The sequence below is a fragment of the Algoriphagus aestuariicola genome (genome assembly GCF_017254835.1).
Taxonomy (GTDB): domain Bacteria; phylum Bacteroidota; class Bacteroidia; order Cytophagales; family Cyclobacteriaceae; genus Algoriphagus; species Algoriphagus aestuariicola.
In genome coordinates this window covers 1,222,115-1,236,374 of sequence record NZ_JAFKCW010000002.1, presented here as the reverse complement: position 1 = coordinate 1,236,374, position 14,260 = coordinate 1,222,115, and the positions used below count along the sequence as shown (strand labels likewise).

At 46.9% G+C, this 14,260-nt stretch carries 13 protein-coding genes; 7 read left to right on the top strand and 6 right to left on the bottom strand.

Annotation, left to right across the window (positions count from 1 at the left end; genetic code table 11):
- Window positions 1–58: 58 nt before the first annotated feature.
- The 5 genes from J0A67_RS12430 to J0A67_RS12410 form a co-directional block, all read right to left on the bottom strand.
- Entirely contained in the window at window positions 59–679 is a 621-nt protein-coding gene (locus J0A67_RS12430; protein WP_206569647.1) for an ABC transporter ATP-binding protein, read from the bottom strand.
- Window position 680: 1 nt separating this feature from the next.
- Window positions 681–1,460, bottom strand: coding sequence for an acyl-ACP--UDP-N-acetylglucosamine O-acyltransferase (gene lpxA, locus J0A67_RS12425; RefSeq protein ID WP_206569646.1), 780 nt, complete (start codon window positions 1,458–1,460; stop codon window positions 681–683).
- A complete protein-coding gene (locus tag J0A67_RS12420; protein ID WP_206569645.1) occupies window positions 1,457–2,851 on the bottom strand; it encodes a bifunctional UDP-3-O-[3-hydroxymyristoyl] N-acetylglucosamine deacetylase/3-hydroxyacyl-ACP dehydratase in 1,395 nt (464 codons plus the stop codon). The genes lpxA and J0A67_RS12420 overlap by 4 nt, the downstream gene beginning before the upstream one ends.
- A 127-nt stretch (window positions 2,852–2,978) precedes the next feature.
- Window positions 2,979–4,001, bottom strand: a complete 1,023-nt coding sequence (lpxD, locus tag J0A67_RS12415) for a UDP-3-O-(3-hydroxymyristoyl)glucosamine N-acyltransferase (protein ID WP_206569644.1) — start codon at window positions 3,999–4,001, stop codon at window positions 2,979–2,981.
- Between the two features lie 14 nt (window positions 4,002–4,015).
- Window positions 4,016–5,248: an HD domain-containing protein gene (locus J0A67_RS12410; RefSeq protein WP_206569643.1), complete on the bottom strand. Its 1,233-nt coding sequence runs from the start codon at window positions 5,246–5,248 to the stop codon at window positions 4,016–4,018.
- Between the two features lie 59 nt (window positions 5,249–5,307).
- On the opposite strand from J0A67_RS12410, the gene porX reads away from it, so the two are divergent.
- From porX to J0A67_RS12395, 3 genes are read left to right on the top strand one after another with little or no spacing between them, the layout of a single operon-like run.
- Window positions 5,308–6,867: a T9SS response regulator signal transducer PorX gene (gene porX, locus J0A67_RS12405; RefSeq protein WP_206569642.1), complete on the top strand. Its 1,560-nt coding sequence runs from the start codon at window positions 5,308–5,310 to the stop codon at window positions 6,865–6,867.
- A gap of 6 nt (window positions 6,868–6,873) precedes the next feature.
- Window positions 6,874–7,305, top strand: a complete 432-nt coding sequence (tsaE, locus tag J0A67_RS12400; protein WP_206569641.1) for a tRNA (adenosine(37)-N6)-threonylcarbamoyltransferase complex ATPase subunit type 1 TsaE — start codon at window positions 6,874–6,876, stop codon at window positions 7,303–7,305.
- Window positions 7,295–8,506, top strand: a complete 1,212-nt coding sequence (locus J0A67_RS12395; protein WP_206569640.1) for an alanine dehydrogenase — start codon at window positions 7,295–7,297, stop codon at window positions 8,504–8,506. The genes tsaE and J0A67_RS12395 overlap by 11 nt, the downstream gene beginning before the upstream one ends.
- On the opposite strand, the gene J0A67_RS12390 is transcribed toward J0A67_RS12395, so the two are convergent.
- Entirely contained in the window at window positions 8,507–8,980 is a 474-nt protein-coding gene (locus J0A67_RS12390; RefSeq protein ID WP_206569639.1) for a response regulator, read from the bottom strand. It lies immediately after the preceding gene.
- A 207-nt stretch (window positions 8,981–9,187) separates the two neighbouring features.
- On the opposite strand from J0A67_RS12390, the gene J0A67_RS12385 reads away from it, so the two are divergent.
- From J0A67_RS12385 to J0A67_RS12370, 4 genes are read left to right on the top strand one after another with little or no spacing between them, the layout of a single operon-like run.
- Complete coding sequence (locus tag J0A67_RS12385; RefSeq protein WP_206569638.1) at window positions 9,188–10,291, top strand: ThiF family adenylyltransferase; 1,104 nt, start codon at window positions 9,188–9,190, stop codon at window positions 10,289–10,291.
- Window positions 10,281–10,988 (top strand): hypothetical protein, encoded by a 708-nt coding sequence (locus J0A67_RS12380; RefSeq protein WP_206569637.1) that lies wholly within the window; start codon window positions 10,281–10,283, stop codon window positions 10,986–10,988. Before J0A67_RS12385 ends, J0A67_RS12380 begins: the two co-directional genes overlap by 11 nt.
- A complete protein-coding gene (locus tag J0A67_RS12375) occupies window positions 10,985–13,114 on the top strand; it encodes a sensor histidine kinase (protein WP_206569636.1) in 2,130 nt (709 codons plus the stop codon). The genes J0A67_RS12380 and J0A67_RS12375 overlap by 4 nt, the downstream gene beginning before the upstream one ends.
- Window positions 13,107–14,201, top strand: a complete 1,095-nt coding sequence (locus tag J0A67_RS12370; protein WP_206569635.1) for a hybrid sensor histidine kinase/response regulator — start codon at window positions 13,107–13,109, stop codon at window positions 14,199–14,201. Before J0A67_RS12375 ends, J0A67_RS12370 begins: the two co-directional genes overlap by 8 nt.
- The last annotated feature ends 59 nt before the right edge of the window (window positions 14,202–14,260 follow it).

The following is a 14,260-nucleotide window of genomic DNA, read 5'->3' as shown; positions in this document are numbered from 1 at the left end:
AATCCAATTAGGTAAATGTAAAATTAGAGATATAGCTGAATGATCAAAGTGTAATTTTTTACTTGAAATCCTCAAGCGCCAGTCTTCGGCTACAAAACTCGTATTCGCGGGGTTCATTAGAGCAGACAATCAATATGCGGTTGCTGCGATAGGTCTCGATCAGTTTGGCATACCAGGCAATGCCCTTCTTGTCCAAATTTGAGGTAGGTTCATCCAGCAAAATCAATGGGACGTCCGAAAAAAGGGCCAAACCCAATTTCAATCTCTGCTTCATTCCCGAGGAAAACTGGGAGACGGGCTTGTGGACATGCTGGTCGAGGTATAGGATTTCGATCAGATCTCTTGGCTGGGTCCGATTGAGGGGCTTTTTGAATTTGAAGTGAAAATCTATCGCTTCAGTGAGCGTAAACTCTTCTGGTAGCTCCAAGTAGGGGGCTGAGACCGCCAAGTGTTTGTACCAATCGGTTTCTGGGATTTGGCTGCCTGTCGATTCAAAAGTTATTTTCCCGGATGAAATGGGAATCGCTCCCGAAATACACTTCAACAAAGTGGATTTTCCGGAGCCATTTCCTCCAGTGATCGCCAAGGCGTCTCCTTGGGTCAGCTGGAGGTTGAGATTCTTGAAAATCCATTCATACTGAAAGCGCTTTGAGGCTTCATGCAAGTGGATTTTCAGCATATCAGTTGATATAGCCCTTCATGACACCACGCTCTGAGGAGCGGATGAAGTTCAGGATTTCGTCACGTTCTTTAGTGGCAGGCAGGTTGATTTCGATTTCCTCCAAGGCTCTGCTATTGTTCAGACTATTGAGGAAAAGGTATCGGTAAACCTCCTGGATATGGGAGATCGTTTCACTGGAAAATCCCCTTCTTCTAAGTCCCAGAGAATTGACGCCGGCATAGGAAAGTGGTTCTCTAGCTGCTTTGGTAAAAGGAGGCACATCTTTTCTCACCAGAGATCCGCCAGAGATCATGGCGTGCATGCCGACCTTGACAAATTGGTGCACCGCGCTTGATCCGCCGATGATCGCCCAGTCGTCTATGGAGACGTGCCCCGCGATCTGAACGGAGTTGGCGATGATGACATTGCTGCCAATGACACAATCGTGCGCTATATGGACATAGGCCATGAGTAGGCAGTTGCTTCCGACTACCGTGGTTTGTTTGTCCACGGTACCGCGACTGATCGTCACACATTCGCGGATGGTGGTGTTGTCACCGATTATCACGGTTGATTCTTCTCCCTGAAATTTGAGATCTTGGGGTACACCCGCTATCACTGCACCCGGGAAAATCCTACAGTTTTTGCCAATCCTAGCACCAGGATAGATGGTGACGTTGGACCCAATCCAGGTATTTTCCCCTATAATTACATCCCCATGTATCATTGTAAACGGATCGACCTGAACGTTGCTTCCCAGCTCCGCTTTGGGGTCTATATGGGCCATGGTACTAATCATGATTCTTTCCGGGTTATGCTGGCGGTCATTACGGCTTCACATACCAGTGTGTTTCCGACATATGCCTCACCCCGCATCTTTGCTATACCTCTACGTATTGGTGCCAACAGTTCGCATTTGAATACTAATGTGTCTCCTGGCAAAACCATTTTCCTGAATTTACAGTTTTCGATGCCTAGGAAATAAGTCCAATAGTTTTCGGGGTCATCCACGGTGCTCAAAACCAAAATGCCGCCTGTTTGGGCCATGGCTTCGACCTGTAGCACGCCTGGCATGACGGGGTTGCCTGGGAAATGGCCCATGAAAAACGGCTCGTTCATGGTTACATTTTTCACGCCTGCTACGACGGTTTCGTCCAGATAGATGATTTTATCAATGAGCTGGAAAGGATATCGGTGAGGCAGGATATTGCTGATCTGGTTGATGTCCATCACAGGCGGGAGCTTCGGATCGTAGTGCGGGATGTGCGAAGCGCCAGCTTTCTCCATAGCCCTTTTCAATTTCTTGGCAAAGGCCACATTGGCAGCATGTCCAGGACGCGCCGCTAGGATTTGGGCTTTCAAAGGTCTGCCTACCAAGGCCAAGTCGCCAACTACATCGAGGAGTTTGTGGCGGGCAGGCTCATTTCTGTATCTAAGGTCCACATTGTTGAGGATCCCTTCTTTTTTGACTTCGACAGTCTGCTTGTTGAACATTTTGGCCAGGTGAGCCAATTCTTTTTCCTCTACGACGCGGTCTACGACGACGATCGCATTGTTCAGGTCCCCTCCCTTGATGAGGTTGGAATTGTAGAGCATCTCGAGCTCATGGAGGAAGCAGAATGTTCTGCATGAGGCGATTTCAGTTCTAAATTGGCTGATGTCGGTGATTGACGCATGCTGGCTTCCCAAAACAGGGGAGTTATAATCCACCATTACGGTGACCCTGTAGTTGTCCGTAGGTAGAGCGACCATCTCCACTTCCCGAGCGGAATCCTTGTACTGAATACTTTCCTGTACTTCAAAAAATCTCCGGAGAGCATTTTGCTCCTCAAATCCTGCATCTTCCAGTACTTCGATAAACTGAATAGAGGACCCGTCCATGATTGGAGGCTCAGGGCCATCGAGTTGTATCAAAACGTTGTCGATCTCCAAGCCTACCAAAGCCGCCAAGACATGCTCTACCGTGTAGACTCTGGCACCGTTTTGCTCCAAAGTCGTGCCGCGCGATACATCCACCACCAGATCGCAATCGGCGTCCACAGTCGGTCGTCCTTCGAGGTCAATGCGTTGGAATTTGATGCCGTGATTGGGTGGCGCAGGCAGAAAAGTCATGTTGGAAACCACGCCCGTGTGGAGTCCCACACCGGAAAGCTCCACCTGCTTTTTGATGGTATGCTGTTTTACTTTCATATGATTATTATTTGCCCTTTTGGGGCTAAATGGAATCTCGCATGGTTGATACACCTCGATGTTTGACTAGTTACCGATGCTCGATTTCACGTTGTTTTTTTCCATACGGAATTTCAAGGCAGCAAAATTAGCCCTTTTTTTCCAGTTCTTTGACCCGCTTTTCGAGCTCATCCAGATTTTTGAACAAGGCATAGGACTTCAAAAAATCCTTCATGTCCATTGCCATGTAACCTAACAGCGTTTCACCGGGTTTTTTGATGGACTTGCTGACTCCCGTGTTTGCCCCGATGGTGGTGTTGTCGGCGATTTTGAGGTGACCTACAATACCGGCTTTTCCCGCGATTATGCAGTTTTTGCCGATTTCTGTAGAGCCAGATATACCAGACTGCGCTGCGATGACGGTATTTTCACCGATGACGACATTGTGCGCAATCTGAACCTGGTTGTCTATCTTGGCTCCCTTTCGGATGATCGTGGATCCCATGGTAGCACAGTCCACAGTGGTGTTTGACCCGATGCTGACATTGTCCTCGAGGACGACGTTGCCAATCTGCGGGATGGCTTTGTAGCTGCCGTCCGGCTGTGGCGCAAAGCCGAATCCGTCGGCTCCGATTACCGCCCCCGGGAAGATCTCGCAATTGTTCCCGATTTGGGTGTCGGCGCAGATCTTGACTCCGGCGTGGATGATGCAGTTATCCCCCATCTTCACATTGTCCCCGATATAGGCTTGAGGGTGGATTTTCACATTGTTGCCGATTCTGCACTTTTTTCCGATGTAGGAAAACGCGCCTCTGTAGCAATTGTCTCCGATAGAGCTACTGCTATGGATGAAGCTCGGCTCCTCTACTCCGACCAACATTGCTTTGGTAAACTCGGCGTATGCCTCCAGCAGCTTGGTGAAGCCTAAATAGGCGTCTTTGACCCGAATCAGGGTGGTCTTAAATGGTTTGGAGGGGGAGAAGCCTTCGGAGACAATCACCGCCGTACACTCCGTATCGTACAGGAAGTGCTCATACTTTTCATTGGCCAAAAAACTGATTCCTCCCGGCTTGCCTTCTTGGATCTTGTCCAGTCGATTTACCTTCTGATTTTCGTCACCTTCTGCCTTTCCTCCTAAAAGTGCGGCCAGTTGGCCTAATGTGAATTCCATATACAGCTTTGGATTTATCGGGTTAAAATTAGGCTTTTGGCTTTACAAACGTAGTGTTTCTCCACGATCTTGCTCATGACTTTGATATTTGGCAGATCGGCAGCGGCAGCCACGTCCATTACTTTCCCCTTTTTCGTGAGGATGTTGATCCTCTCTTTGGCCAGATAGCCATAATTGCTCACCGTACCAGAAGAAAAGAAATAATCGATGTCCTCTTCCGGTATCTGCAGTCTTTTTTTTGTTTTTGACTTCAAGTCTTCGATCTCGCTTGGAGAAAAGGGCTCATTCGCCAGCGTGATCTTATATAGGTTTCGGGTCAAAAACATTTGGGAAATATTCCTGAGCACATAATCCTCATCCTGTTTCCAAAGTTTGATCGCGCCCCAAATATCAAAGTCATCCAGGCTCAGAAAGTTTTCGAGAATGTCCCTGTTTTTTTTGAAGTCCTCTAGGTTGAAATCATTTTTCAAGAAAAAGCCAAACTCTTCACTTACCGTCAGCTTGTGCCCAGTCTGGGCGAGGTTCTTTGCTCTTCGGATGAGGTTGATAAGCATTTTTTCCGCGCTTACGGTGGTCTTATGCAGATATACTTGCCAATACATCAGTCGGCGGGCGCTTAAGAAATTTTCTATGGAATAGATCCCCTTCTCCTCGATCACCAGCTGTCCGTCCTTGACATCCATCATCTTGATGATCCTGTCTGCACCGATCGTTCCCTCCGACACACCAGTGAAGAAACAATCCCGCTGCAGGTAGTCAAGGCGGTCAATGTCCAATTGACTGGATACGAGCTGATTAAGGAATTTTCGTTCATATTGATTCTTAAAAATTCGTAAAGCGAGGCCCAATTTGCCACCTAATTGCTCATTTAGCAGTTGAATAGTCAGGAGGGAAAGCTCCTCGTGGGGTACGCCCATGAGCAGGCTGTACTCCAAGGCATGGGAAAAAGGCCCATGTCCGATGTCGTGTAGAAGGATGGCGATGAGCGCCGCCTCGTACTCCTCGTCCGAAATCTCGGTACCTTTGATACGCAGGTTGTCCAGCGTAATGCTCATCAGGTGCATGGCTCCGATGGCATGGTGGAAACGTGTGTGCAGTGCACCGGGGTAGACAAAGTCGGTCAAACCCAACTGTCTGATCCGGCGAAGTCTCTGGAAAAAAGGGTGGTCAATGATCGTAAAAATTAACTCACTGGGTATCGTGATGAATCCATAAACTGGATCATTGAGTATTTTCTGGCTTTTCAATCAGCGCTCATTTGATTGACTCAAAAGTAATTATAATTTTAAAAGAAAGGGAAACCGACATGTCTCAAAAATTCTCCATTCTCTGGGCCGACGATGAAATCGACCTACTCAAGCCACACATTCTTTTTTTGGAACAAAAAGGCTATGAGATCACTACGGCCAATTCCGGAGTAGATGCCATAGACGAAGTCGAAGGGCGAAATTTCGACGTCATTTTTTTGGATGAGATGATGCCGGGCATGACCGGCCTGGAGACGCTTCAGCAGATCAAGCAGATCAAACCCCAGATTCCCGTCGTGATGATCACCAAAAGTGAGGAAGAGCACATCATGGACGACGCCATTGGCGGCAAAATCGCCGACTATCTGATCAAGCCGCTTAATCCGAGCCAAATCTGGCTTTCGGTAAAAAAGATTCTCCAAAACAAGCAGCTCATTGACACAAAGACCACGCAGAGCTATCAACAGGAATTCATGCAGATCAGCCTTGCATTGGGTGACGCAAGGGATCCAAAGGATTGGGAGGAGTTGTACCGCAAGCTGACCTTCTGGGAGTTGCAGATCGATTCCACAGAAAACAAGAACATGCTCGAAGTGCTTGAAAACCAAAAATCAGAGGCCAACTCCTCTTTTGCCAGATTTATCAAGGACAATTATCTCGACTGGCTGGAAGAGAAAAATCCCGACAAGCCCCTGATGTCCCACAAGGTGTTGAAGGAAAAGGTTTTTCCCGTCCTCAAAGAGAAAAAGCCATTATTCCTGATCGTGATCGACAATCTTCGGCTAGACCAGTGGGAGGATATGGAAAAGCTGCTCAGCCCCTATTTCAACGTCGAGGAAAAGAGCACCTACTACAGTATCCTACCGACGACGACAGCCTTTGCTAGAAATGCGCTTTTCAGTGGGATGATGCCGCTCGATATGGCGCGTTTTTATCCCAAGTTGTGGGAGGATGAGGATTCGGATGAGGGGAAAAACAACTTCGAGGAAGAATGGCTGAGGATCAATCTGTCCAAAAACCGGCTGAGCCATAAATTCACCTACAACAAAATCCTGCAAACCAACCAAGGTAAGGCGGTGCTGGACCAGTTTCATACCTTTCTCCAAAATGATCTGAATGTATTGGTCTACAATTTTGTGGACATGGTATCCCATGCCCGGACCGATATGAAGATGATCCGCGAATTGGCTCCCGACGAATCCGCCTATCGATCACTTACCAGAAGTTGGTTTGAGCACTCGTCCCTGTTTGAATTATTCAAGAAAATCCAGAATGCCGGTGCCGATGTCATCGTCACCACCGACCATGGCACCAAAAAAGTAAACAAACCCTACCGGATCATTGGCGACAAAAATGTCACGACCAATCTTCGCTACAAGCAGGGCAAAAATCTGAATTTTGAGCATGGAAAGGTCTTTGAAATCAAAAAGCCGGAGGACGCAATGCTTCCGAGGCTGAATGTCTCCACGTCGTATGTCTTCGCGGTGGAGGACTATTTTTTCGCCTACCCCAATAACTATAACTACTATGTCAATTATTACAAAGACACTTTTCAGCACGGAGGTATATCTTTGGAGGAAATGATTGTTCCTTTGGTCCATCTGACCTCCAAACGATAAGCAAGCTTGATTACCATTCAATATGAACTAGATCAAATCGAAAATGCAGCCCGCCGGATCATAGAAGAAGCCGGAGACGAAAAGATTTGGATTTTCCAGGGGCAAATGGGCGCGGGCAAAACGACCCTGATCAAAGCATTGGCAAAACAGTTGGGGGTGGTAGATCAGGTCAGTAGCCCGACTTTTGGTATCGTCAATGAGTATGGCACCGCTGCCGGATCAAAAATTTTCCATTTTGACTTTTACAGGATGGATGATCCCACCGAAGCATTGGATATCGGAATAGAAGAGTATTTTTATGGTGGAGAATATTGCTGGCTCGAGTGGGCTGAAAAAATCGCCCAGTTTCTTCCGGAGGAATTTCTCCTGATCAGGATCATTCCCGACTCACAAAACAGCAGGACCATTACACTTCAACATTCCCGAAATGCCAACTGAATTATCAGAACTCACTTCTGTAGGGCTGATCGCAAAAGAATCCCCACTTCAGGTCAAGAAGGGGGCAAAGCCACTTCACGTAGGGCTTCCGAAGGAAACTTCTACCCAGGAAAAACGAATTGTGCTTACCCCGGAATCGGTAGGTTTGCTCAGCAATAACGATATCGAGGTGGTCGTGGAATCAGGAGCGGGCCTGAGCGCAAAGTTTTCGGACCAGGATTATTCGGACGCTGGGGCCAAGATTGTTTATTCCAGAAAAGAAGTGCTTTCCGCTGATGTCATTCTCAAGATTGATCCCCTGACCATTGAGGAAATAGGCGACATGTCCCAAGGTGCCTGTTTGATTTCCGCGTTGCAACTCGAAAAGCAAAATGCGGATTTTATCAAAGCTCTAAATGAGAAAAAGATAACGGCGGTGGCCTTCGAATACCTGGAAGACAAGGTAGGGGGGATGCCGGTTGTCCGGGCAATGGCGGAAATTGCAGGAAGTACCGTAATGCTCATTGCGTCGGAATATTTGTCCAGCGTCAATGAAGGAAAGGGATTGATTTTGGGAGGGGTGACCGGGGTACCTCCTACCCAGGTCGTGATCATCGGCGCGGGGACTGTTGCTGAATATGCTGCACGCACTGCAATTGGCCTGGGAGCAAACATCAAGGTATTTGATAACCATATCTATAAACTTAGAAGGATTAAACAGCTGCTTGGGCAGCAAATCTATACCTCGACGATTGACAATTACAGTTTGGGGCAAGCCCTTGCAGAAGCAGATGTCGTGATCGGGGCACTACGGGCGGAAAAGGGCCGAAACAAGATCGTGGTGACTGAGGAGATGGTAGCCAACATGATTCATGGCAGCATCATCATTGACGTGGGAATAGATCAAGGTGGATGCATAGAGACGGCTAGGATGACCACCCATGACGATCCTGTATACCAAGTGCACGACATCATTCACTACTGCGTGCCAAATATTGCCTCGCGGGTAGCGCGCACTGCCTCCTATTCACTGAGTAATATTTTTACTCCCATCATTCTTCAGATGTCCGACTTGGGCGGCACTGAGGAAATGATATTTAACTACAAGTGGTTTCTACGGGGAGTTTATACTTATAGAGGAAGTCTGACCAATGCCTTTTTGGCAAGGAAATTTGGCCTTAACCACAAGGAGCTACAGTTGCTTCTCGCGGCGCGTTATTGATCAGGAAAGCAGGTTTTGGCGAAGCAAAAATTCCAACTGCTCGTTGGCTTTGAGTAGCGAGGAGGTGAGTTTTTCGTTTTCCCTTCTTAGGGCATACACTTCAAATGCATTTTTGATGACCGTCCTAAGGTAATCTTCTTCCCAAGGCTTAGTGAGGTAGTGATATACCTGCCCCTTATTGATCGCATCGATCACGGCCTGTATGTCGGTATAGCCAGTCAACAGTAGACGGATAGGCTTAGGGTGGATAGGAATTATGCTTTCCAAAAATTCAACCCCGGTTTTTTCCGGCATCCTTTGGTCAGTAATGATAATGTCGACTTCCTCTCTCGCAAGGATGTCTTCGCCTTCTTTGGCGGAAATAGCCAAGAAAATCTTGTAATCCCGCCGAAACGTAGCTTTGAAGGCTTGAAGATTGTTTTCTTCGTCGTCTACATATAGGATTCTTATTTTTTCGTCAGGCTGATTTTCCATCCAAAGTTTTCCTTAAAAGGGGGGCGATAGTTGACACTCCAAATATTCTGTTTTTCCGATAAAAAACAAACATAGGGTTGATGTCTGTATTTTTGTGCTAAGCTATGCAGTTTTTAGTTCTTTTTTGGTACAAATTGCGGAGTAAATAATTTGAGTTCTTTGCGGAAAAATTAACTTTACTCAGCTTTATCACCCTAAAGTCAAACTATGCCAACCAAATACCAGGCTGATCGCAGTGATCAAGCCTCTCCCATGATCTTAGACCCAAACGTCGACCGTGATTGGGAAAAAATCCAAAAGCTTCGATCGGATAATTACGTGACTAAGGTAGACGCTATCGATAGTCAGGTGTCTGATTTGATCAAGATGACCCATCCCCAGACTAAGCTTTCCCAGGAAGAGATCGAGCAGAGGATAGAGGAGTTTTTCGAGGGAAAACAGCGGGATCGCTATGGCAACTGGGTGTTTTATCCTTGGAAAAACACGTTGGTCCACCTACTTCCCGAGCGCGAGTTCATTCAAGTCAGAACCTCACGCAACAAATATAAATTTACGGAAGAGGAGCAGGCTTTGATGGCTACCAAAAAAATAGGCGTGGTGGGGCTATCTGTGGGACAGAGCGTCGCGGTTTGTTTGGCTATGGAGCGGTCTTTTGGCGAATTGAGAATCGCCGACTTCGATACGCTGGAATTGTCGAATATGAACCGAATCAGGACAAGTGTAACAAATTTGGGGCTTCGAAAAACAGAAATCGTAGTAAGGGAGATTTCGGAGATTGATCCATATTTAAAAATCAAAGTATATTCGGACGGCCTTACTAAAGAAAATATGGAGGCATTTTTCAATGACGGGGGGGGCTTGGACCTGTTGATTGAAGAGTGCGACAGCCTACCGATGAAGATTTTATCACGTTTAAAAGCAAAATCCCTTGGAATCCCGGTCCTTATGGACACGAGTGACAGGGGCATGGTCGACATCGAGCGATTCGACTTGGATCCACGTCGTCCCATCTTTCATGGATTTCTTTCCGGATTTGGAGAGGAAAGTGAACTGATCGATCGTTTGGAGGAAAACCGTGGACAGCTGCTCATGGCTATCCTAAATTTTGAGAAACTTTCAGAAAGAGCCCGATACAGTATTCAGGAAATTGGAAAAAGTATCACCACATGGCCACAGCTGGCTTCCTCGGTAGTGATGGGTGGAGCGATGTGCGCCTATTTTGCCAAACGTATTCTTTGCGGGCAGATTTCCGGGTCCGGCAGAGTATATGTTGATTTAGACGAGTTCTTTTTGATTGATCATGAAAGTTAGAATTAGAGTGGTAAGGGCAGTTTCTTCCCCGGAAGAGACAGAAAAATATATTGCTGGCCACTTTAATGTTTTGGAATCCTATGGCGTGACTAAGGTAACCTCTGCTGATCGGTCTTGGGTCAAAAACCCAAACGTATATCTGCTCCTGGTGGAATCCATGGATGGAACCGGAAGGATCCTCGGTGGCGGCAGAATACAGATGCGAAACGAAAACTTTCCCCTGCCTTTGGAGGGAGCCATACTCGAGAAGGATGTGCGGATCATCGAATACATGAAGAAGTTTAAGGATCTTGAGGTGGCCGAATACTGTGGATTATGGAATTCAAAAGAGGTTTCCGGGTTTGGATTGGGTAGCATCTATCTCATCAGGATCGGTGTCGCAATCACTTCATTTTTGAGTTTGAAGAGCCTAATGGCATTCTGTTCCCCCTTTACGGTTAAAAATTCCCAGTCTGTCGGCTTTGAGATCATCGAAACTCTCGGGGACAATGGAGCTTTTCTATATCCAAAAGAAGGATTGGTGGCCACCATCATGGAAATACAGGATGTGATTAACTTGCCTTGCTCAAGTCCCGCCGAAAAGGAATATATTGACAATCTGAGAAATAATCCCGTTCAGGTCTCTTTGGACGAAAGTCCCAAAGGGCCATTGGAGATCCATTTTGACCTTAACATAGACGACCTCACCCTGAGATGAAAGGAAGTTTTAAAATCCAAAGTTTGTATTGGGGGCTAGCGCTACTCGTGACACTAGTCCTGATTTCCATCCTCATCATTCGCTCTGACTTTTTTAAGATTGACTACCAAGTTTCCGAGGTCAAGTTTTACCGCCATGTCGACGGACAGTTTGAGCCGATTTCTATACCCGATGACCAGGTGCGCAGCAGTTTCTCCTTGGGGTTTGTTGCAGATACTGTTTGGGCCGAACTCGATTTAAGTGATTTCAACGGAATGGGAAATCCATCCATCATCGAAGTGAGAAATCCCGCCTTTCGCACGGTGGAATTGTACAAAAGTGTCGAAGGAAAAGGAATTGAAAATAGTACGCTCCTCTATGATGAACACCTCGGCAAGTCGAATCCATTGACTTATCCGTTCCCGATTTTTAGGGAGGTCTTACGGCCGGGTGAGACATATTACTTGAAGATCTTCTCCTCAGAGCCTGTCAACTTTTCGGTAGGCATCGTGACTGAGACAGATTTCTATGAAAAATATACCCGAACATTGCTTTTTGTCAGCGTCTACATGGGGATTATGCTGGCGCTGTTCCTTTACAATCTGCTCTTGTATTTTTCGGTTAAGGATAGGGTTTACCTTTTCTACTGTCTTTATATATTGTTAATCTCTGCCACCCAGCTATCGCTCCTCGGCTATAGTTATTTTTTCCTTTTCAATGAGAATTCCAGGCTTTTTGAGAATAGTATCGTTGTGTTTTCCTCGTTTTCGGGCATTTTCGGAGTGCTGTTTTTGCGAAATTTCCTGCTGACCAGGAAATACGTGCCTCTGCTCAACAAGGCTCTTTCACTCATTGTAATCGTGTATTCTGCTGGTGCGCTTGCCCGGGTCTCTGGAATGGTGGAGTTGAGTTATTCCTTTACCGACATTGGCGGCTTGCTCGTGGTTTTGTTGTTTGTGACCACTGCCATATTGATTGCCCGTAAGGGTTACCGGCCTGCATTTTATTTTTTGGCGGCATGGGTATTTTTCCTTTTTGGCTTGTTGCTGTTTGTCTTTCAAAACCAAGGTGTGATCGATCTGGGATCCTTTGCAAATCTGCCGATGCTACTGGGAACTGCATTTGAAGCAATCGTACTGTCCCTTGCGCTCGCCGACCGAATCAACATCCTTAAGAAAGAAAAAGAAGAGGAACAAGCGGAAAAGCTAAAGGTACTCAACGAAAACCAAATCCTGATCAGGGAGCAAAACAACCTCTTGGAAGAAAAGGTGAGGATCAGGACCGAAGAACTGGAGCAGACGCTGAGGACTTTGCAAAATACCCAAAGCCAGCTGGTCAATCAGGAAAAAATGGCCTCACTGGGCCAGCTTACCGCGGGCATTGCGCACGAGATCAACAATCCAATCAACTTTGTGAGCTCGAATATCACGCCGCTGAAGCGTGATATCAAGGATATCATGGAAGTCATCGAATTCTACAGGGATTCGGGCGAACGGGAGTTTACGGACAAGACTAAGAAAGAAGCCAAACAGCTGGAGGAGGACCTTGAGCTGGACTATGTGCTGGAAGAGGTAGAACAGCTCCTCAAGGGCATGGACGATGGGGCTAAACGGACCGTTGAGATCGTCAAGGGGCTTAGGATTTTCTCCCGCGTGGATGAGCAGGATGTCAAAAAAGTGGACCTTCACGACGGGATCAATAGTACCTTGATCCTGCTCAACAGTTCAATACCAGGGAAGATCCGCATTGTAAGAGAGTTTGGGGAGTTGCCCATGGTGGAGTGTCTGGCGGGCAAGATCAACCAGGTGTTCATGAATATCATCAACAATGCTGTCCACGCACTTACCGACCATATTGACAAGATCGCGGATCCCAAGATCGCCATTCGTACGCTGGCCTTCTCCGATCACGTGGTAATCGAGATAGAGGATAACGGCCCAGGGATGCCTGAGACTGTAAAACAGCGGATTTTTGAACCTTTTTTTACGACAAAGCCCGTCGGGAAGGGGACAGGTTTGGGGCTTTCCATAGTTTATTCTATTATTGAAAATCACAAAGGAACTCTGGAGGTAAATACGGCGGAAGGCCAGGGTACTACTTTTATTATTTCGCTTCCGATCTACCAAAACGCCCCAAAGTATGAGTGATAAAATTCACGTGCTCTATATCGACGACGAGGACAACAACCTCAAGTCTTTTAGGGCTACCTTGCGTAAGGACTTTAAGATTTTTACCGCTATCGATGCGGAAGAGGGACTCAGAATCGCCCAAGAAGAAGAGATCCACGTGGTGATTGCCGACCAGCGTATGCCGGGACTTACGGGAACCGAGTTTTTCGAACGCATGGTCAAGATCAATCCTGATCCGATCCGAATCCTGCTTACCGGCTATTCGGATATCGCCAGTGTGATCGATGCGATCAACAAAGGGGAGGTTTACCGATTTATTGATAAACCTTGGAACATTGAGCAGATCAAAAACTCGATCAAAAACGCTGCGGATATCTATTTTATGCGTCGCGAGCTGAAGGAAAAAAACCTCAAGCTGAAGAAGCTGCATTCGGAAATGAACCAATTCGTGTACAGCTTATCCCACGAACTTAGGGGGCCGCTGATGAGTATCTCCGGCGTTTCGAAGTTGGCTAAGATGGAGCTGACCGAGCCCAATGTGCTAGAGTATTTTGAGATGATAGACTCCGCTACTGGCAAATTGGACGATTTTATCTACAAGATGCTGGACTTCTACCGGTCTACTAAAATAGATCACAAGGTCGCGAGAATCGACTTCCGCGAAATAGTGGACCACCAAATGTCCGCGTATAGGGACAAATTCGATCTTTCCCACTTCCACATCGACATTCAGGTCAATCAGCGCGAAGATTTCTACTCGGATGATGCAAAGCTTCGGGTAATTCTCAACAATCTTTTTGGCAACGCCGTGCAGTTCCAAAAAGAAGAGGGCGAAAAAAGGATCAGCCTTACCGTAGATGTGTCTGACGGCCATGCCATCATTGTAGTGGAAGACAATGGCATCGGGATAGAGGAGCGGTACAGGGAGGAGGTATTCAATCTATTTGCAAGGGCCACCCAAAAGAATGTGGGTACTGGATTGGGGCTCTATATGGTGAAGGAGTCCGTAGAGCAAATGGGCGGGGAGGTCGTCCTCGAGTCGGAGCCGAATGTTGGCACCACGATGACTGTCAAACTTCCAAATTTGAATAAAGAAGTACTTTAAAGGCCGGAATTTACTTTGTGCTTGTATCTTTGCGCCGGCATTTGGCCATTTTTTATCAA